Raw genomic sequence first — 18717 nt, forward strand, 5'->3', positions numbered from 1 at the left:
TGCGGCGCGTCAGGCCTGGCCCAGCATCGGGTACAGGGAAGCGAGCAGCAGGACCGCCATCGCCCGGTTGAATCCGCGCTGCCGCGACGGATCGTCGAGCACGCGGCGGATCAGGCTGCCGCAGCCGGCCCAGAGGCCGACGCACGGCAGGTTGATGGCGGCGAACAGCGCGGCGATGACGAACACGTTCGCCAGATGGCCTTGCTGCGGCATATAGGTGCTGACGGCGGCAACGGCCATGGTCCAGGCTTTCGGATTGACCCACTGGAAGGCGGCCGCGCCGAGAAAGCCGAGCGGCGCGCCGGCGCCGCGGCGGCCCTCGCCGGGTGCGGCGGACGACGCGCTTGCGATCCTCCAGGCGAGATAGACCAGGTAGGCCGCCCCCAGATGGCGCAGCCAGCCATGCAGGCCGGGAAAGGTCCTGAACAATGCGCCGAAGCCCAGGCCGATGGACAGCACCATCAGGAAGAAGCCGCCCGTCACGCCCAGCATGTGCGGCAAGGTCCGGCGAAACCCGAAGACGGCGCCGGAAGCCAGCAGCATGGTGTTGTTCGGCCCCGGCGTGATGGAGGAGATCAGGGCGAACAGGGAAAAGGCCAGGAGCAGGTCGGAGGAAGGCAGCATGATCACGTTCTGTTCTGCGGGCGGTCCGGCCCCCACGGGCCGGCAGAACATCTTCACGGATGGCGCCTGTGTATTGAATACACAGTCATCATGAGTTTTTTCGATACACACGGGATAATGAATCCGCTGAATTTCAAAAAATTCCTGGATCTGTATCTTTTCCCCGTACCGGATCGACCCTACAGTGACAGGCGGTCCTGCGAGACCCCATCGCACCGTCCCCGCGATCGATGGGCCCGCCGGGCCGCCCCCGGCGCCGATACCGGAGCGCACCGCATGAAGACAGTCCAATGAGCCGTTATCTCGACCTTGCCGATACCCTGGGCAGCCGCATCGAACAGGGTCTGTACGAAGCCGGCAGCCGCCTGCCCTCCGTACGCGCCCTGAGCACCGAGCACGGCGTCAGCCTGACGACCGTCCAGCAGGCCTACCGCTGGCTGGAAATGTCCGGCCTGGCGCAAGCGCGGCCCCGTTCGGGCTGGTACGTGCCGACGGCCCGCCCGGCGCCCGGACTGCCCAGCATGGGCAAGCCCAACCTGCGGCCGATCGACGTGTCGGACTGGGGGCAGGTCCAGGATCTGCTCGACCTGGAGCGCGAGGGGAAGACGATCCAGCTGGGCCGGGGCATGCCGGACGTGGAAAGCCCCAGCCTGCGGCCCCTGCAGGCGGCGCTCGCGCGGGAAAGCCGCCATGCCGGCATCGCCAGCCTGCACTACAACGACATGCAGGGGGTCCCCGCCCTGCGGGAACAGCTGTCCCGGCTGGCCGTGGACGCGGGCTACCGGGCCGCGCCCGACGCGCTGATCGTCACGACCGGCTGCCAGGAGGCGCTGTCGTGCGCGGTCCGGGCCCTGTGCGCGCCGGGCGACATCGTGGCCGTCGCATCCCCCAGCTACCACGGCATGATGCAGATCCTGAAGGAAGCCGGCGTCCAGGCCTTCGAGATTCCTTCGGACCCGGTCCGGGGCATCAGCCTGGAGGCCCTCGAACTCGCGCTGGAACGCTGGCCCGTCAAGGCCATCCAGGTGATCCCCAACGCCAGCAACCCCCTGGGCTACACCATGCCGGAACACCGCCGGCTGGGCCTGATTCGCCTGGCCCAGCGCTTCGACGTCCCCATCATCGAAGACGACATCTACGGCGACCTGGTCTATGGCTGGCCCCGGCCCCACGCCCTGAAGGCGCTCGACGAGGACGGCCGGGTCCTGCTGTGCAGCTCGTTTTCCAAGACCCTGGCGCCCGGGCTGCGGGTGGGCTGGATCGCGCCGGGACGCTATTTCGACAAGGTGCTGCGCATGAAGTACACCAGTTCCGGCCCGACCGCGCCCCTGCCGCAGATCGCCGTCGCCGAGTTCCTGCGCAAGGGGCACTACCCGGCGCACCTGCGCCGGATGCGGCGCCAGTACCAGCGCCAGCGCGACGTCATGACCGACTGGGTGCAGCGCCATTTTCCCGCAGGAACGCGCATCAGTCATCCGCAGGGCGGCTTCACCCTGTGGATCGAATTGCCGGAATCGTTCGACACGCACGCGCTCGATCCCATGCTGAGGGAAAACGGCATCGTCATCGCGCACGGCAACATCTTCTCGGCAGCCGGCAAATACCGCAACTGCATGCGCCTGAGCCACGCCTCGGTCTTCACCCCGCGCACCGAATGGGCGGTCCGCAGGATCGGCGAGGCCATCGGCGAAATGCTCCGCACGCACCACTGAGGCCCGCCATGCCGGAATCCATCGAAATCCCCGCCACCGACGGCTACACGCTGGGCGGCTGCCAATGGCGCCACGCGCGGACGGCGGGCTCCCCGCCTCCGGTGGCCCTCATCAATCCCGCGACCTCGGTGCGCAGCCGATACTACGCGCGATTCGCCGAGTACCTGCATGCGCAGGGCTGGGACGTCCTGACCTACGACTATCGCGGCATCGGCGAATCGCGCCGCGGCTCCCTGCGCCGCTTCGGGGCCGACTGGATCGACTGGGGGGAACACGATTTCGAAGGCGTGCTGCGCTACGCTGCCCTGAATTTCCCCGGCCAGCCGGTCGATGTGATCGGGCACTCCGTCGGCGGCTTCGTCATCGGCCTGGCGCCATCGGCGCATCGCGTGCGCCGGATCTTCACCATGGGCGCGCAGTTCGCCTACTGGCGGGATTACCAGGCGGAAAAACGGCGCGCCATGTTCCTGAAATGGCATGTCCTGATGCCCCTGCTGGCGACGCTGCTGGGCCACGTCCCGGCCAAGCGGCTGGGCTGGATGGAAGACACGCCCAAAGGCGTGGCGCTGGACTGGGCGCGCATGGCCCCGCGCTTCGAGGACTCGGTCCGCCGAGGCGTCCGGACGGCGGACGGCCTGCCGCAGGCGCTCGAACTGGCCCGCAACTTCAGGACCATCGGCGCGCCGATCCTCGCATTCGGAGTCGAGGACGATCCCTACGGCACCGAGGCGGCGCTGGATCGCCTGCTGCGGTATTACAGCGCCAGCCGGCGCAGCCACCTGCGCCTCAGCCCGCGGGACGTCGGCCTGGACGCGATCGGCCATTTCGCGTTCTTCCACGAGCGCTTCCGCGACGTCCTGTGGCCCTACGCCCTGGAATGGCTGCGCAGCGCGGCCCTGCCGGCAGGACTCCCCGGACGGCTGAAGATCATGCCGCCCGGATACTGAACGCCCTGCCCCCTGCATCACCGGGACGCCTCATCCAAAGCCGGCCCGGGCACACCCACGCCACAGGAGCTCCAGACCATGAACGATCGACATCCGGACGACCGCCGGCCGAACACCCTGCTCATCACCGGCGCCGGCCGCGGCATCGGCGCGGCGACCGCGCTGGCCGCGGCGCGCCTGGGCCACGACATCGTCCTGAACTACGCCCGCGACGAACAGGCGGCCCGCGCCGTGGCGGAGTCCATCCGCGCCATGGGGCGCAGGGCCGCCGTCATCCAGGCCGACGTCGGCCGCAGCGAGGACGTCCGGCGGATGTTCGCCGCGATCGACGCCGAAGCCGGACCGCTCCTCGGCCTGGTCAACAACGCGGGCATCACCGGACCGATCGGACCGTTCATGGACACGACCGAGGCGACCATCGAACGGGTGTTCCGGGTCAACGTGCTGGGGGCCATGCAATGCGCGCGCGAGGCGCTGACCCATTTCAGGCGCCACGGCACGCGCGGCGTGATCGTCAACGTGTCCTCGGTCGCGGCCCGGACGGGCAGTCCCGGCGAGTACGTGCACTACGCCGCCAGCAAGGCCGCACTGGAGGCCTTCACCCTGGGCCTGGCCCGGGAAGCGGCCGCCGAAGGCATCCGGGTCTGCGGCGTGGCCCCGGGCAGCACCCTGACGGACATCCACGCGGCTGCCGGCGAACCGGACCGGCCCGCCCGCGTCGCGCCCCGGATCCCCCTGGGGCGCCTGGCCGAGCCGGCCGAGATCGCGGCAGCCATCGTCTGGCTGGCGTCCCCCGCGGCCTCCTACGTGACGGGCACCACGCTCGCCTGCGCCGGCGGGCTCTAGACCCGCTGCGCCCGACGCCCGGCACCCCGGGACGGGCGCGGCGCGCCCGCCCCGGTCTCGTGTGCGAACGGCCCGTCGCGTGCCGGCGACACGCGGCTCCGCCCGCCTTCGCACCCCTTTCCGTCTTCCCGGTTTTTCTCCTATAATTTACATAGATAGTCTATGTAATTAATTCATCGGAGACCCCTCGGCATGCCGGACCGAACGCCGAACCACCCTGCAGGCGCCGAACTGCTGGACCGCATCGTCCGGCTCAACCGCTGGGTGACGCGCCACACGGCCTGGACCCTGCCGCTGGCCCAGGCGCGCGTCCTGTCGCTCGTCGACGAGCTGGAAACCGCCCGCATCGGCGATCTGGCGCGCGCCGAACGCTGCACCCAGCCCACCATGACCGCGCAGGTGCATCGGCTGCAGGCGCAGGGGCTGGTCAGCCGCGCCCCCGATCCCGAAGACGCCCGGGCCGCGCGGATTTCCCTGACGGAACAGGGCCGGCGCACGCTGGCCGACATCCGCCGGGCCCGCGCCGGCATCGTCGAATCCCTGGTCGAACAGCTGGATGCGGCCGACCGCGCGCGCCTGCACGAGGCGGTGCGGGCGCTGTCGGCGCTGCTGGACGCCGCCTATCGCCAGGAGCCCGGCCGCTGACCGGCCGCCTCCCCCCGGCGGCCGGCCGGTCGCGGACGGCCGCACGCCGGCCGATCGCGCATCGGCCGGACACCCCCATCAACCTCGAGGAACCCCATTCATCATGAACCTGCTGCGACAACCGAAAGCCGTGCTGGCGGTGGCGTTCGCCTGTGTCATCGCCTTCATGGGCATCGGGCTGGTCGATCCCATCCTCAAGCCCATCGCCGACTCCCTGGGCGCCACGCCATCCCAGACCTCGCTGCTCTTCACCAGCTACATGGCCGTCATGGGCCTGGCGATGCTGATCACCAGCGCCGTGTCCAGCCGGCTGGGCGTCAAACCGACCCTGCTGCTCGGGCTGGCGGTCATCATCGCAGGCGCGGGGCTGGCCGGCCTGTCCGATTCGATCCGCGCCATCGTCGGCTACCGCGCCCTCTGGGGCCTGGGCAACGCCCTGTTCGTCGCCACCGCGCTGGCCGCCATCGTCAGCGCCTCGTCGGGCTCGGTGCGCGACGCCATCATCTTCTACGAAGCGGCGCTGGGCGTCGGCATCGCCGCCGGCCCGCTGATCGGCGGGGTGCTGGGCTCGATCTCGTGGCGCGGGCCGTTCTTCGGGGTTTCCGTGCTGATGGCGCTCGCCTTCCTGGTCACCCTCCTGCTGCTGCCGAACGCGGCCGCCCGTCCCAGGCCCAGTTCGCTGCGCGATCCGTTCCGCGCGCTCAGGCACCCGGGCCTGCTGGGCGTGGCCCTGACCGCGCTGTTCTACAACTTCGGCTTCTTCACCCTGCTCGCCTATACCCCGTTTCCGCTGGACATGAGCGCCCAGCAGGTCGGGCTGGTCTTCTTCGGCTGGGGCGCGATGCTGGCCTTCGCCTCGGTGTTTCTGGCACCCCGGCTGCAGGGCGGCTTCGGCACGATCCGCTCGATCCTCATCGCGCTCACGGGCTTCGCTCTGGTGCTGGCCATGATGGCGATCTGGACCGATCACAAGCCGGTCCTGGTGGCCGGCGTGGTCGTGGCCGGCCTGTTCCTGGGGATCAACAATACGCTGGTGACCGAAACCGTGATGAAGGCCGCCCCGGTCGAACGGGGCGTGGCCTCGGCGGCCTACAGCTTCGTGCGTTTCAGCGGCGGCGCGGTCGCCCCCTGGCTGGCGGGCTACCTGGGCGAAACCTTCGGCGACCACGTGCCGTACTGGGTCGGCACCGCCGCCGTGATGCTGGGCGTCCTGGTGCTGGCCGCGAGCCGGCGGCACCTGGGCCACATCGACGAATCGCACACGATCCCCGCGGCCTCCGCGGCCCCCGCCCAGGACGGCGCGGCGGAAACGCGCGACACGTCCATGGCGCGGGCGGCATAGGCGCGGGCGGCATAGGCGCGCGCCGCCGTCTCCTGCGCCTGCCGGCCCCGCACCCGCGGGCCCGGAATGCGCCCGCGCGCCGCGCCGCCGGCCGCTACGAGAGGGACTCGGCCGGCATCCAGTACGCCTCCAGCCCGGTGAGATTCCAGGCGGCCGGATCCTCCGCCTGCAGGATGCGGTCCTCGCATTCCGGCAGGCTCAGGTCGAGGAATTCCTCGGCGCACAGCCTGCGGGTCTGCAGGCAGAAAAAGACCTTGACCTTCGGCCGCAGCAGCGAAGGGGTGTCCGACCCCACCACGACCGCCAGGCGCCGGGATTTCAGCTGCACCAGCGAGCCGATCGGATAGATGCCCACCGTCTTGACGAAGGCCTCGAAGACGGGACGATCGAAATGCCCCGTCCAGCTCGCCATGCGGCGCATGGTCTCGGCGGGATTCCAGGGCTCCTTGTAGGCGCCGCTCGGAGGTCACGGCGTCGTAGACGTCGCACACGGCGCCCATGCGGGCCAGCAGCGGGATGTCCTTGCCGGCGAGCCGGTCGGGATAGCCCGTCCCGTCGAATTTTTCGTGGTGATGCAGCGCGATGGACTGGATCGCCTCGTCCGCCCCGCCCTCGCGCAGCATCGCCGCGCCGAGGAACGCATGGGTCTTCATGATGTCGAACTCGTCGTCCGTCAGCTGGCCGGGCTTGTTCAGGATGCTCAGCGGAATGGCCGCCTTGCCCACGTCGTGCATCAGCCCGCCCAGGCCCGCGTGGCGGGTCAGGATGCCGTCCAGCCGCAGCTGGCGGGACAGCGCCAGCATCAGCGCGCAGACCGCCACCGAATGCAGATAGGTGTAGTTGTCGCGCGTCTTGAGCCGCGCCACGCTGAACAGGGCCTGCGGATGGCGGCCGACCGAATCGGCGATCTGGCGCACCAGCGGCAGGGTGGCCTCCGGGTCGATGGCGCGGCCCATCCGGGCTTCCTCGAACATCCCCATGACCTGATCCTGCGCGGCCAGGCACAGGCGGCGGGCCTGGTCGATCTCTTCTTCCAGGGACACCGCCGTCGGGGAGGGCTCCACCGGAGCGAACCCGTCGCCCTGCCGCGCCTGCGCGTCGCGGCGGGCATTGGCCTGCGCCACGGCCGGATCGGGCGGGCTGCGGCCCTTGTCCGTATCGATCCAGACGCTCTGGATGCCCGCGGCCTGGATGGCTTCCAGATCCTGCTGCCGGCTCAGCAGGAAGCTGCCGCGCCAGAAAGGATGGCGAAACCAGTCTCCCTTCAGCCGGTGGATATACATTCCGAGCCGTAGCTCGGACAGGGAAACACGCTTGATTGGCATGTCTCGCACCCGCAAATCCCGGGCGATCGCTGCGCAATCGGTACCGGTCATCGACATTCTTCTGCATGTAACAGGTAAAGTCCATCGGCACATCCGCCGATTTGTGGTGCCAAAGACTCAGGATCGGCCCTGCTCCGGTCAAAAGACTTGATCCAGATTAAAGGCCCTTCACTCTTCCGGGTCATTCCCTCATGGACGACGCTTTTCTTGCAGGCCCAACTTTAAAATTATCTAACCAATTGAAACATTGCCTGCGCTCCGCCCCGGGGCGCCCCACCGACCGGAACGCCCCCATGAAACAAAGCGCTCTCGACACCGTCCTGAACCGCCTGCGCCTCTGGCAGAAATTCGCCGTGCTGGCGCTCTTCGGCGTGGTGCTGGTCGCCATGCCCTTCATCCTGTACGTGAACGAGTCCGGCAAGACGATCCAGGCCACCCGGCTGGAATCGAGCGGCCTGGAGCCCATGCGCCTGCTGATGAAGGCCCTGCAGCTCACGCAGCAGCACCGCGGCCTGTCGATGATCACGCTCAATGGCGACGCTTCCGCCGAAGCCCGGCGCGCCACCCTGCAGGGCGACGCCGACCGCGCCTTCGAGGCGCTGGACGCCGCGCTGCGCCGGGACGTCCAGGCGCCGGGGCTCCTGAGCGCCTGGCAGGAAGTCCTCCAGGGCTGGAATTCGCTCGAAGGCCAGGTCGCGCGCAAGAGCCTCGCGCCCGCCGACAGCTTCCAGGGCCACGTCGAGCTGATCGGCCGCCTGCTGCGGGTCAAGTCCCTGCTGCTGCAGCACTACGGCCTGAGCTTCGACCCGCAGGCCCAGGGCTATTACCTGGTGGACACGGCGCTGAACCAGGTGCCCATGCTGACCGAGCTGTTCGGCCAGACCCGCGCCATGGGCGCCGGCCTGCTGACGCGCCACGAGGCGTCCGAGGCCGAGCGGCTGCGGATCATGGTGCTGATCAACCGCGCCGAGGAGCACTACATCAGCCTGAACGACGCGCTGGAAAGCGCCGTCCGGCAATACCCCGAGCTCGCCGCCAGCCTGGGCGAGCCCGGCAAGGCGGCGCTGCGTGAAGCCCGCCAGGCCATCGAACTGGCACAGAAGGAAATCATCCAGGCGCAAGCCCCCCGCTACCCGGCCGCCGATTTCTTCGCCCGCTACACGCAGGCCATCGACAGCCAGTACCAGCTCAACCAGGTCGCCCTGGCGCAGCTGGAATCGGTGCTCGACGAGCGCGCCGCAAGCCTGTCCCGCACCCGCATGCTGCTCGGCGGCGGCATCGTGCTGCTCAGCCTGCTGGCGGCGCTGGCCAACTTCCTCATCACCCGCGCGCTGCTGCGCCAGCTGGGCGGCGAGCCGGCCTATGCCACGGCCATCCTCAACCGCATCGCCACCGGCGACCTGGCCGTCCCCATCGAACTGAAGGCCCAGGACCGCACCAGCCTGCTGTTCGCCATGCGGGACATGCGCGACCGCCTGGCCGAGATCGTCAGCAAGGTGCGCGGCGGATCGACCTCCATCGCCTCGGCGTCGAGCCAGATCACCGCGGGCAACCTGGATCTGGCCTCGCGCACCGAGCAGCAGGCCAGTTCCCTGGCCGAGACCGCCGCCACGATGGAGGAAATCACCGCCACCGTGCGCCAGAACGCCGACAACGCCCAGCAGGCCAACACCCTGGCCGTCTCGGCGGGCCGCACGGCCACCGAGGGCGGCGCCATCGTCGCCGAGCTGGTCTCCACCATGGGCGAGATCAACGCCCGCGGGCAGCAGGTGGCCGACATCATCGGCGTGATCGACTCCATCGCCTTCCAGACCAACATCCTGGCGCTCAACGCCGCGGTCGAGGCCGCGCGCGCCGGCGAACAGGGCCGCGGCTTCGCCGTGGTGGCCGCCGAAGTACGCGCGCTCGCCCAGCGCTCGGCCGGCGCCGCCAAGGAAATCAAGACCCTCATCGAGACCTCGGTGGAATCCACCGCCAGGGGCAACGAGCAGGCCGCGCGCGCCGGGGCCACGATGCAGCAGATCGTCGACGGCATCCACCGCGTCACCGACATCATGAGCGAGATCAGCGCGGCCAGCCGCGAGCAGACCACCGGCATCGAGGAGATCAATGCCGCCGTCACGCAGATGGACGACGTCACGCGCCAGAACGCCAGCCTGGTGGAAGAATCCGCCGCCGCCGCGGCCAGCCTGCAGGAGCAGGCCGACACCCTGGTCGAACTGGTGGCGTTCTTCCGCCTCGACACGGCGGACCACGCCGACCCGACGGGACAGCCGGGCGGCGCGCACGTCCAGTCGCGCCGCGCCCAGGCGCCCCGGCTGCTGCCCGCCAGATCCTGATCCGGCCCCGTCTCCCCCCGCGGCGCCGCCGCCCCTGTGTCCGACGCGCGACACCCGGGCGGCGGCGTTCGCTTTCAATCTGCTTCAAACCTTAACTTTCAGTCGGGTATTGCCGTAAAATTCCCTGTCCGCCTCCGGACGCCCCCGGCGGCCCCATCCGCCTTCCGGTTCCTTTCGCTGCGCCGCCCGGCCGCGTCCCCATTCCAATGACTTCATCCGAAACCGACTTCCCGCGCGCCCGTTCGTCCTCGTACGGCCGTCAGGCCGACCGCATCATGCTGCCCTTGCTGTGGATCCTGTTCGCCACGGCCCTGGGCCTGGCCCCCTGGCACGATACCTGGCACCTGGCGCTGTGGATCGGCCTGCCGCTGGCCCTGATCCCCACCGCCCTGATCTTCTGGCAGCCCGGCCAGCTGGTCACGCGCCTGGCGGTGGCGACCGCCTTCATGCTGTTCTGCGCGCTGCACATCCACCAGTCCCTGGGCACCATCGAACTGCACTTCGGCATCTTCGTGCTGCTGGCCGTGCTGCTGTGCTACCGCGACATGCGCGTGATCCTGCTGGGCGCCGCCGTGATCGCCGTCCACCACCTCAGCTTCAACTTCCTCCAGGAAGCCGGCTTTCCCACCTACTGCTTCGTCGAACCCGGCCTGGGCCGGGTCATCGCGCACGCCACCTACGTGGTCATCGAAACCGCCGCCCTGTGCTACATCGCCCGCTGGATGCGGCGCGACGCGCGCCAGACGCACGAGCTGACCAGCATGGTCGCCCGGGTCACCGAGGGCGGCCACATCCGCCTCGGCCTGGACGGCCCGGCCCCGGCCAGCCCGATGGGCGTCGCCCTGCACCAGGTGCTGCAGGCCATCGCCGGCGCGGTCGCCCGGGTGCGCGAGAACGCGCTGGCCATCGACCAGTCCCTGGAACGGATCACGGCATCCAACGAAGCCGTCAGCGCCGGCGCCCACGACCAGGCGGCCGCCATCGGCCAGGCGGCCGCATCGATCCAGGCCATCGGCGCTTCCCTGGCCGACGACCAGCAACGCGCCCAGGCGGCGCAGCAGGACGTCGATCAGACCGTCGCGCTGGCCGGCGAAGGCAGCCAGACCATGACGCGCTCGGTCGAAAGCATGCGCGAGATGCGCGCGCTGTCCCAGCGGATCACGGAAATCACCACCCTGATCGACGGCATCGCCTTCCAGACCAACATCCTCGCGCTCAACGCCTCGGTCGAGGCCGCCCGTGCCGGCGAGCACGGCCGGGGCTTCGCCGTGGTGGCCGGCGAGGTCCGCACCCTGGCGCAGCGCAGCGCCGACGCCTCGCGCCAGATCCGCAACCTGATCGACGAATCCGTGCGCCAGGTCGCCGAAGGCACCGACCTCATCGAACACAGCGGCCGCATCATGACGCGGCTGGCCGACGGCATCGGCTCGCTGCACGGCATGCTGGAGCACCTGCGCCAGGCCAACGCCAGCCAGTCCGGACAGATCCAAGACCTGGAGCGGGCCATCGGCAAGATCCAGGACATCGCCCGGGACACCCTGCACCAGGCGCAGGACGCCGGCGCCCTGGTGGGACACCTGGACCAGGGCGCCCGGCGCCTGAACCAGGCGGTCGGGCTGATCTCATGATCCCGCGCCCGCTCCTGCGCCTGTGCGCGCTGATCCTGCCGTGCCTGGCGCTGCTCGCGGCGCCGGCCGCGCGGGCCGCCCTGCCGGCGCCGCCGCCGGCCATGCCCGAAGCCGCCGCGCGGACCGCCCCACCCCCCGCCACGCCCGCCGCCGCACCCGTTCCCCCGCCCGCGGGCTGCGCGGCCGGCAAGGTGCTCAGCTTCGTCGCCCATCCCGACGACGACCTGCTGTTCATGAACCCCGACCAGGACGATGCGATCCGCCAGGGCCGCTGCGTGCACACCGTCTACCTGACGGCCGGCGACCGGGGCGAGGGCCTGGGATACACCCTGGCGCGCGAGCGCGGCATCATGGCCGCCTACGCCGACATGGCCGGCGTGGCGGACGCCTGGAGCACCGACGGCCTGGTGGTCGGCCAGCACACCCTGGTGCGCCACACCCTGCGCGCCAATCCCCGCGTCCAGCTCATCATGCTGCGCCTGCCCGACCCCTGGCTGGGCGAGGGCTGGGGCAGCCTGACGCCCCTGAGCCGGCTGGAATCCGTGCCCCACGCCCGCGTGCGGTCCTACGCCCCCTACCCGGACACCTACACGCGCGGCGAACTGGTCCGCCTGCTGGCCGACCTGATCCGCCAGGAACGCCCGCAGGCCGTCCGCCTGATGGACCCCTCGATCACCATTCCCTACCGGTCGCTGTGCTGGCGCTGCGCCGGGCACGACCATCCCGACCACATCGCCGGCGCCCGGCTGGTCGAGGCCGCCACGGCGCTCGCCCCCGGCGCGTATTCCCGCACGGCCTACCTGAACTATCCCAGCCAGGAGCTCCAGGCCAACCTGGACGCCGCGCAGACGAACCGCAAGACGCGGATCTACCTGCGCTATGCCAAGGACGATCCGCGCACCTGCCCGCCCGGAACCGACTGCTCCCGGCCCCTGGGCCCCGAAGCCGCCTGGGTCGGGCGGCAATACTACGCCCGGAATGCCGCCCAGCCGCTGCAGGCGCGCGCGGTCCAGGCGGCGCGGCCGCGGCCCTAGTCCGCGCCGGCCGGCTTCGCGGACGGGACCGCCGCGGACGCGGCCGCCCGCTGTTCCAGCGCGCGCTCGTCGCGCGCGTCCAGCCCGCCCGCCGCGCGCGCGCGCTCGATCAGTTCGGGCCGGCGTGCCGCCGTCAGCGCCAGGGACCGGTCCCGCCGCCAGACGGCGATGCGGGCATGGTGGCCGGACAGCAGGGCCTCGGGCACGGCCTCGCCGCGCCAGACTTCGGGGCGCGTGTAGTGCGGGCTGTCCAGCAGGCCGCTCAGGGCGGGATTGAAGGAGTCCTGCGCGGCGGACTCGGCATCGTGCAGCACGCCGGGCAGCAGGCGCACCACGCTGTCCATCAGGACCATGGCGCCCAGCTCGCCGCCCGACAGCACGAAATCCCCCAGCGACACTTCCTCGTCCACGCAGCGGTCGATGAAGCGCTGGTCGACGCCTTCGTAGCGGCCGCAGATCAGGATGGCGCCGGTGCCCTGCGCCGCGCGCCGCGCGCGCGCCTGGTCGTGCGTGCGGCCGGCCGGCGACAGCAGCACGACGGGGGCCGGCGCGTCCGCGGCATCGGCGCCCGCCCGCAGGCGGGCCGCGCGGGCGGCCTCGACGGCCAGCGCCAGGGGCTCGGCCAGCATCACCATGCCCGGGCCGCCGCCGTAGGGGCGGTCGTCCACCGTGCGGTGCACGTCGGTCGTGAAGTCGCGCGGATTCCAGGTCTCCAGGGACCAGAGGCCCCGGGCGTGCGCGCGGCCGCTGACCCCGTGGTCGCGCACGGCGGCGAACATCTCGGGAAACAGCGTGATCAGGTCAAATCGCATCGCACGATCCGGGGGAGGAGAACGGGAAAAGGAAGGCGGGGCGCGGCCCGGGCGGAGGCATCCCGATGCCCGGACATCCGGATATCCGGATGTCAGAAATCGGCCGGCCAGTCGCTGTCGATGCGGCGCGCCTGCAGATCGACGTGCTGCACGTGCGCCGCCACGAAAGGAACCAGAACGTGGCGCGGCCGGCCCCGCGCATCGCTGAACGGCTGGAAGACGCCTTCGGCATCCGGCGCGCCCAGGGCCACCTGCAGCACGGCATGGGCGCCGTTGTCCAGAACCTGATCGACGCGCCCCAGCAGGCGCGGCCCGTCGTCCCCCATGCCGTGGAAATCGCAGCCGATCAGATCGATCCAATAGTATTCGTCGTCGCCGGCCGAGGGAAATGCCGCCCGGGGCACCCAGACGGTGTACCCCCGCAGCGACTCGGCCGTGTCGCGGTCGGCGATCCCGTCGGCCTGGGCCGCCAGGAATTGCCCCGCCTGGCGGCGGCAGGCGCGGATGCGCAGGCCGCGCGGACGCGGCAAGGCACCCGATCCCGCGACAGGATCGGGCGCCTTGAGCCACCAGACCGGGGCGCCCAGCAGGGCGTCCGCCTGGGGCGAATAGGGCTGGATCTTCAGCCAGCCGCGCACGCCGTGGGCGGCGGCCACCCGGCCGACCTCGACCAGATCGTCCGGCGGTGCGTCATCCAGGAAGGCGGGATCGGCCATCGCCGGCACGACGGGCCGCGATCAGGCGGCGGAAGCGACCTTGGCGGAGTATTCCTTCACCAGGCGGGCCGCCGTGTCGGACAGCTGGGCGCCCTGGTCCACCCAGTGCTGGACGCGATCCAGGGCCAGGCGCAGGTTTTCCTGACCTTCACCGGCGAGCGGGTTGTAGAAACCCACGCGTTCGATGAAACGGCCATCGCGGCGATTACGCGAATCGGCAGCAACGACATTGTAGAAGGGACGCTTCTTCGAGCCGCCGCGGGCCAGACGAATCACAACCATTGATAATCCTTTGAAAATGCTGTGAAAAACGCAAAATTTTAGCATCACACAGGCCGTGTCCGCAATGGATGCGGGCGAACGGCCTGCGAATGCCGGGAAAAACAACACATCAGCGGCGCTGCACGTAATGCACCTGGACGGCGTCCTCGCGCATCCGCTGCGCCAGCAGCGCATTGCCCGTCTGCTGGCAGAACGCCTGGAAATCCCGGCCCGCGTGCGGGTCGGTGGTCAGCACGGCCAGCACCTGGCCGCTTTCCAGCCGCGCCAGGGCCTTCTTGGTGCGCAGGATCGGCAGGGGGCAGTTCAGCCCCCGCGCGTCGACTTCCTCGTCCGCGTGCGGCGATTCCGCGGTCATGCGGCCTCCCTGGCGCTCATGCGGCGCCCAGCCGCTCGGTCAGCCAGGCCGGCACGCCCGCCAGGGCGCCGTCGAGCGCGGCCACGTCGGAGCCGCCGCCCATGGCCATGTCCGGACGGCCGCCGCCCTTGCCGCCCACCCGGGCGGCCACGGCCCCCACCAGGTCGCCGGCCTTGACCCGCGCGGTCAGTTCGGGGCTGACACCGGCCACCAGGCTGATCTTGTCGTCCGCCACGGCGGCCAGCAGGATCACCGCGCCGGACAGCTTCGACTTGAGCTGGTCCACCATGCCGCGCAGCGACTTGGGATCGACGCCGTTGAGCCGCGTGGCCAGCAACTTCACGCCGGCGACCTCCACGGCCTGGCCGGCCAGATCGGAACCCGCCGCGGCGGCCAGCTTGTCCTGCAGGCGTTCCAGTTCGCGCTCGATCTGGCGCGTCTGCTGCTGCAGCGCCTGGATGCGCTCGGGCACGCCGGCGGGCTGGGCCTTGAGCAGCCCGGCCGCCTGGTCCAGCGTCTCGCAGGTGCGCCGCACCCAGGCCAGGGCGCCGTGCCCGGTGATGGCCTCGACGCGGCGGATGCCGGCGGCCACGCCGCCCTCGGACACGATCTTGAACAGGCCGATGTCGCCCGTGCGCGCCACGTGGGTGCCGCCGCACAGTTCGCGCGAGAAGCCGATGTCCAGCACCCGCACCACGTCGCCGTATTTTTCGCCGAAGAGCGCCATGGCGCCGCCGGCCACGGCCTCGTCGTAGCTGAGATGCTGGGTGCGCACGGCCTGGTTGGCGAGGATTTCATCGTTGACGATGGCCTCGACCCGCGCGATCTGCTCGGCCGTCATGGGCGCATCGTGCGCGAAGTCGAAGCGGGTCTTGTCGGGATCGACCAGCGAGCCGCGCTGCTGCACGTGATCCCCCAGCACCTGGCGCAGGGCCTTGTGCATCAGGTGGGTGGCCGAGTGGTTGCGCATGGTGTCGGCGCGGCGCCGCGCATCGACCTGCGCCCGCACCGTGTCGCCCACCGCCAGCGCGCCCTGCTCCAGCGTGCCGTGATGGCCGAAGACGTCGGCCTGGATCTTCTGGGTGTCGGCCACCTGGAAGCGCGCCGACGCGCCGGCCAGCAGGCCGGTGTCGCCCACCTGGCCGCCGGATTCGGCATAGAACGGCGTCGCGTCCAGCACCACCACGGCCTGCTGGCCCTGGGCGATGGAAGGCACCGAGACGCCGTCCACGTACAGCGCTGTGACGGCGGCCTCGCCTTCCAGGTGGTCGTAGCCGTCGAAGCGCGTGGCCACGCCGTCGTAGCTGAGGTCGGCCGCCGCCTTGAACTTGCCGGCGGCGCGCGCCTGCTCGCGCTGGTGCGCCATGGCCTGCTCGAAGCCGTCCAGGTCCACGGGGATGGAACGCTCGCGGCAGATGTCGGCCGTCAGGTCCAGCGGAAAGCCGTAGGTGTCATAGAGCGTGAACAGCGTCTGGCCGTCCAGCGCCTGGCCGGCCGGCAGGGCCGCCAGGGCGGATTCCAGGATGCGCATGCCGTTTTCCAGGGTTTCGCCGAAGCGTTCTTCTTCCTGGCGCAGCACCTGCTCGACCCGCGCCTGCTGCGCGGCCAGTTCGGGATAGGCCTCGCCCATCTGTCCGACCAGGTCGGCCACCAGGCGATGGAAGAACAGGCCCTTCTGGCCCAGCTTGTGGCCGTGGCGCAGCGCGCGCCGGATGATGCGGCGCAGCACGTAGCCGCGGCCCTCGTTGCCGGGAATCACGCCGTCGACCACCAGGAAGCCGCAGGCGCGGATGTGGTCGGCGATGACCTTGAGGGAATTGTCGGCCAGGTCCGTGCAGCCGGTCTCGCGCGCGGCGGCGCGGATCAGGCTCTGGAACAGGTCGATCTCGTAATTGGAATGGACGTGCTGCAGCACGGCGGAAATGCGCTCCAGCCCCATGCCGGTGTCCACGCAGGGCTTGGGCAGCGGATGCATCGTGCCCTGGGCGTCGCGCTCGAACTGCATGAACACCAGGTTCCAGATCTCGATGTAGCGGTCGCCGTCTTCCTCGGGCGAGCCCGGGGGGCCGCCCCAGATCTCCGGGCCGTGGTCATAGAAGATTTCGGAACAGGGGCCGCAGGGACCGGTGTCGGCCATCTGCCAGAAGTTGTCCGAGGCATAGCGCGCGCCCTTGTTGTCGCCGATGCGGATGATGCGCTCGCGCGGCACCCCGATCTCCTGCGCCCAGATGTCGTAGGCCTCGTCGTCTTCCTGGTAGACGGTGACCCACAGCTTTTCCTTGGGCAGGCCATAGACTTCAGTCAGCAGGGTCCAGGCGTAGGCGATGGCGTCGCGCTTGAAATAGTCCCCGAAGCTGAAATTGCCCAGCATCTCGAAAAACGTGTGGTGCCGCGCGGTGTAGCCGACGTTTTCCAGGTCGTTGTGCTTGCCCCCGGCGCGCACGCAGCGCTGCGCCGTGGTCGCCCGATGATAGGGGCGGGTGTCCTTGCCGGTGAAGACGTCCTTGAACTGGACCATGCCGGCGTTGGTGAACAGCAGCGTGGGGTCGTTGCCCGGCACCAGCGGCGAGGACGGCACGATCTGGTGTCCCTTGGACTCGAAAAAGGACAGGAATTTCTGACGGATCTCGGAGGTTTTCATTCGTTTGGCCGCTGGGGGAAACTAGCCGGCCATTATATGCGTTTTGATGCCACGAACGGCGCAACAGCCCGCAGCGGACTGCCAGACATCTCCATGCCTCGCGCCTTGCGAGGCGCTCCGGTTCGCCAGGCACGGAACAGTCCGCGGGGACCATTCCGTGTCCGGACTCATCTACAGCGCCTCGATGGCCGGATAGAACTCGCGGTTTTCGCGCAGCATCCGGTCATGCACGTTCTTCAGCACCGTATTGGCCTCGGCGCGGAATTCTTCCGGGCTGCGGCTCAGCAGCGTGGCGTTGCCCCAGCGGCGCGCGAAATTGATGAAGGCGCTGGCGATGCCTTTCATGTCGCTCTGGTAGGTCACGCTCATGCGCGCCATGCGGTCGTTGCCGCTTTGCTCCAGTGAGGGGTACAGGATGCGGTCCTCGATGGCCAGGTGCTGGGTGACGACCTGGGACAGCGCCCTCAGTTCGTGGGCGATGTCCACGGCGTGATCGGCGATCCCCTGGTGGGACAGCCGGCGCAGCATGCTGATGCCGCTGAGGATTTCGACGTGCTGGTGCTTGAAACGATCGATGTTCATGATGAGGTTCCCTCGCCATTGTGTTTCCGGCAGCCTGTGCCGTATAAGATATATATTAAATGAATCTTATTGCGGACGCAAGGCGGCGGAGGGTCCCTGCGGCCCGCCTACAGCAGGTGTTCGTAGTCGTCGGTATCGGCGTCCGGTTCCCAGGAATGGCTGGACAGCCAGGCCCGGATGCGCGCCACGGCCTGGGAGCGCAGCTGGGACACGCGGCCCTCGGTGATTTCCAGGACCGCGGCGATTTCCTTCTGGTTCAGGTCCTGCTCGAACTGCAGCGACAGCAGCAGCTGCTCGCGTTCCGGCAGGTTGCGGATCGCCTCGATCAGCACCGAGCGCAGGCCTTCGCGCATCAGCCAGTCCAGGGGATTGCCGCCCCGCCCGGCCGCCACCGCGTCGAGCATGCCCTCGCCGTCGTGGTCTTCCCGGTGCAGGGCGAGGTCTTCGTACATCAGCACCTGGACGCCGCGCGCCTCTTCGAGCAGGGCCTGGTAGGCGGCCAGATCCAGCCCCATTTCAGCGGCGATCTCGGATTCGGTGGCCGGGCGCAGCAGGCGGTGGCGCAGCGTCTGGATGGCGTCCTCGATGCTGCGCGCCTTGGCGCGCACGCTGCGCGGCAGCCAGTCCTGGGCGCGCAGTTCGTCCAGCATGGCGCCGCGGATGCGCGTGACCGCATAGGTCTCGAATTGGGCGTCGGCCTGCTGCTGGTAGCGCCGCACCGCGTCCAGCAGCCCCATCATGCCGGCCTGCATCAGGTCGTCGAGTTCGACGCTGGCCGGCAGCTTGCCGATCAGCGCCAGCGCCTGCCGGCGCACGAGCGGCGCATGGCGGGCGATCAGCTGGTCCTCGGAAAGAGGCATCGCACAATCCGTGAAACACGTCATAAA

The 18717-nt window shown here is 69.9% G+C and carries 16 protein-coding genes and 1 pseudogene; 8 read left to right on the forward strand and 9 right to left on the reverse strand.

The window, feature by feature from the left end:
- Positions 1–9: 9 nt before the first annotated feature.
- On the reverse strand, positions 10–735 hold the full coding sequence (locus tag BN940_RS11200) for a LysE family translocator (protein WP_242404190.1): 726 nt from the start codon (positions 733–735) through the stop codon (positions 10–12).
- A 179-nt stretch (positions 736–914) separates the two neighbouring features.
- Here BN940_RS11200 and BN940_RS11205 point away from each other — a divergent pair, with 179 nt between their 5' ends.
- The 5 genes from BN940_RS11205 to BN940_RS11225 all read left to right on the forward strand — a co-directional run bounded on the left by BN940_RS11205 (position 915) and on the right by BN940_RS11225 (position 6116).
- Positions 915–2336 (forward strand): aminotransferase-like domain-containing protein, encoded by a 1422-nt coding sequence (locus BN940_RS11205; RefSeq protein ID WP_043683065.1) that lies wholly within the window; start codon positions 915–917, stop codon positions 2334–2336.
- An 8-nt stretch (positions 2337–2344) separates the two neighbouring features.
- Complete coding sequence (locus BN940_RS11210; RefSeq protein ID WP_043683068.1) at positions 2345–3283, forward strand: alpha/beta hydrolase family protein; 939 nt, start codon at positions 2345–2347, stop codon at positions 3281–3283.
- A gap of 78 nt (positions 3284–3361) precedes the next feature.
- Entirely contained in the window at positions 3362–4129 is a 768-nt protein-coding gene (locus tag BN940_RS11215; protein ID WP_052355802.1) for an SDR family NAD(P)-dependent oxidoreductase, read from the forward strand.
- 192 nt (positions 4130–4321) lie between these two features.
- Positions 4322–4774, forward strand: coding sequence for a MarR family winged helix-turn-helix transcriptional regulator (locus tag BN940_RS11220; protein ID WP_043683071.1), 453 nt, complete (start codon positions 4322–4324; stop codon positions 4772–4774).
- Between the two features lie 103 nt (positions 4775–4877).
- Complete coding sequence (locus BN940_RS11225) at positions 4878–6116, forward strand: MFS transporter (protein ID WP_198408268.1); 1239 nt, start codon at positions 4878–4880, stop codon at positions 6114–6116.
- A gap of 509 nt (positions 6117–6625) precedes the next feature.
- Here BN940_RS11225 and BN940_RS19840 read toward each other — a convergent pair.
- Positions 6626–7534 (reverse strand): annotated as a pseudogene (locus tag BN940_RS19840) (HD-GYP domain-containing protein); the annotation flags it as partial.
- A 200-nt stretch (positions 7535–7734) separates the two neighbouring features.
- Between BN940_RS19840 and BN940_RS20110 the strand changes: the two are divergent.
- From BN940_RS20110 to BN940_RS11245, 3 genes are all read left to right on the forward strand, one after another.
- Positions 7735–9780 carry a methyl-accepting chemotaxis protein gene (locus tag BN940_RS20110; protein ID WP_052355803.1) on the forward strand — a complete coding sequence of 682 codons (2046 nt, stop codon included), beginning with the start codon at positions 7735–7737 and terminating at the stop codon, positions 9778–9780.
- A gap of 206 nt (positions 9781–9986) precedes the next feature.
- On the forward strand, positions 9987–11408 hold the full coding sequence (locus BN940_RS11240; protein ID WP_084330654.1) for a methyl-accepting chemotaxis protein: 1422 nt from the start codon (positions 9987–9989) through the stop codon (positions 11406–11408).
- Positions 11405–12442, forward strand: coding sequence for a PIG-L family deacetylase (locus tag BN940_RS11245; protein ID WP_052355804.1), 1038 nt, complete (start codon positions 11405–11407; stop codon positions 12440–12442). The genes BN940_RS11240 and BN940_RS11245 overlap by 4 nt, the downstream gene beginning before the upstream one ends.
- On the opposite strand, the gene trmD is transcribed toward BN940_RS11245, so the two are convergent.
- The 7 genes from trmD to BN940_RS11280 all read right to left on the reverse strand — a co-directional run bounded on the left by trmD (position 12439) and on the right by BN940_RS11280 (position 18690).
- Entirely contained in the window at positions 12439–13254 is an 816-nt protein-coding gene (gene trmD / locus BN940_RS11250) for a tRNA (guanosine(37)-N1)-methyltransferase TrmD (protein ID WP_052355805.1), read from the reverse strand. The genes BN940_RS11245 and trmD overlap by 4 nt on opposite strands.
- A 92-nt stretch (positions 13255–13346) precedes the next feature.
- The gene (rimM, locus tag BN940_RS11255) at positions 13347–13970 is read right to left on the reverse strand and encodes a ribosome maturation factor RimM (protein ID WP_043683073.1); all 624 of its coding nucleotides are present in this window, start codon (positions 13968–13970) and stop codon (positions 13347–13349) included.
- Positions 13971–13991: 21 nt separating this feature from the next.
- A complete protein-coding gene (gene rpsP / locus BN940_RS11260) occupies positions 13992–14252 on the reverse strand; it encodes a 30S ribosomal protein S16 (protein ID WP_043683076.1) in 261 nt (86 codons plus the stop codon).
- Between the two features lie 109 nt (positions 14253–14361).
- Complete coding sequence (locus tag BN940_RS11265; RefSeq protein ID WP_043683079.1) at positions 14362–14607, reverse strand: sulfurtransferase TusA family protein; 246 nt, start codon at positions 14605–14607, stop codon at positions 14362–14364.
- Between the two features lie 16 nt (positions 14608–14623).
- Entirely contained in the window at positions 14624–17248 is a 2625-nt protein-coding gene (gene alaS, locus BN940_RS11270) for an alanine--tRNA ligase (RefSeq protein ID WP_043683082.1), read from the reverse strand.
- A gap of 171 nt (positions 17249–17419) precedes the next feature.
- Positions 17420–17830 (reverse strand): hemerythrin domain-containing protein, encoded by a 411-nt coding sequence (locus BN940_RS11275; RefSeq protein ID WP_043683084.1) that lies wholly within the window; start codon positions 17828–17830, stop codon positions 17420–17422.
- 107 nt (positions 17831–17937) lie between these two features.
- Positions 17938–18690 carry an RNA polymerase sigma factor FliA gene (locus BN940_RS11280; protein WP_043683086.1) on the reverse strand — a complete coding sequence of 251 codons (753 nt, stop codon included), beginning with the start codon at positions 18688–18690 and terminating at the stop codon, positions 17938–17940.
- Between the last annotated feature and the right edge of the window lie 27 nt (positions 18691–18717).

It is taken from the genome of Castellaniella defragrans 65Phen (genome assembly GCF_000612685.1).
Taxonomy (GTDB): Bacteria; Pseudomonadota; Gammaproteobacteria; order Burkholderiales; family Burkholderiaceae_B; genus Castellaniella; species Castellaniella defragrans.

Bases quoted from the DNA above. Each gene is read 5' to 3' on its own strand.
- BN940_RS11210 (WP_043683068.1), top strand. From the start codon at position 2,345: ATGCCGGAATCCATCGAAATCCCCGCCACCGACGGCTACACGCTGGGC.
- BN940_RS11280 (WP_043683086.1), bottom strand. From the start codon at position 18,690: ATGCCTCTTTCCGAGGACCAGCTGATCGCCCGCCATGCGCCGCTCGTG.
- BN940_RS11220 (WP_043683071.1), top strand. From the start codon at position 4,322: ATGCCGGACCGAACGCCGAACCACCCTGCAGGCGCCGAACTGCTGGAC.
- BN940_RS20110 (WP_052355803.1), top strand. From the start codon at position 7,735: ATGAAACAAAGCGCTCTCGACACCGTCCTGAACCGCCTGCGCCTCTGG.
- trmD (WP_052355805.1), bottom strand. From the start codon at position 13,254: ATGCGATTTGACCTGATCACGCTGTTTCCCGAGATGTTCGCCGCCGTG.
- BN940_RS11240 (WP_084330654.1), top strand. From the start codon at position 9,987: ATGACTTCATCCGAAACCGACTTCCCGCGCGCCCGTTCGTCCTCGTAC.
- BN940_RS11245 (WP_052355804.1), top strand. From the start codon at position 11,405: ATGATCCCGCGCCCGCTCCTGCGCCTGTGCGCGCTGATCCTGCCGTGC.
- rimM (WP_043683073.1), bottom strand. From the start codon at position 13,970: ATGGCCGATCCCGCCTTCCTGGATGACGCACCGCCGGACGATCTGGTC.
- alaS (WP_043683082.1), bottom strand. From the start codon at position 17,248: ATGAAAACCTCCGAGATCCGTCAGAAATTCCTGTCCTTTTTCGAGTCC.
- BN940_RS11275 (WP_043683084.1), bottom strand. From the start codon at position 17,830: ATGAACATCGATCGTTTCAAGCACCAGCACGTCGAAATCCTCAGCGGC.
- BN940_RS11205 (WP_043683065.1), top strand. From the start codon at position 915: ATGAGCCGTTATCTCGACCTTGCCGATACCCTGGGCAGCCGCATCGAA.
- BN940_RS11225 (WP_198408268.1), top strand. From the start codon at position 4,878: ATGAACCTGCTGCGACAACCGAAAGCCGTGCTGGCGGTGGCGTTCGCC.
- rpsP (WP_043683076.1), bottom strand. From the start codon at position 14,252: ATGGTTGTGATTCGTCTGGCCCGCGGCGGCTCGAAGAAGCGTCCCTTC.
- BN940_RS11265 (WP_043683079.1), bottom strand. From the start codon at position 14,607: ATGACCGCGGAATCGCCGCACGCGGACGAGGAAGTCGACGCGCGGGGG.
- BN940_RS11215 (WP_052355802.1), top strand. From the start codon at position 3,362: ATGAACGATCGACATCCGGACGACCGCCGGCCGAACACCCTGCTCATC.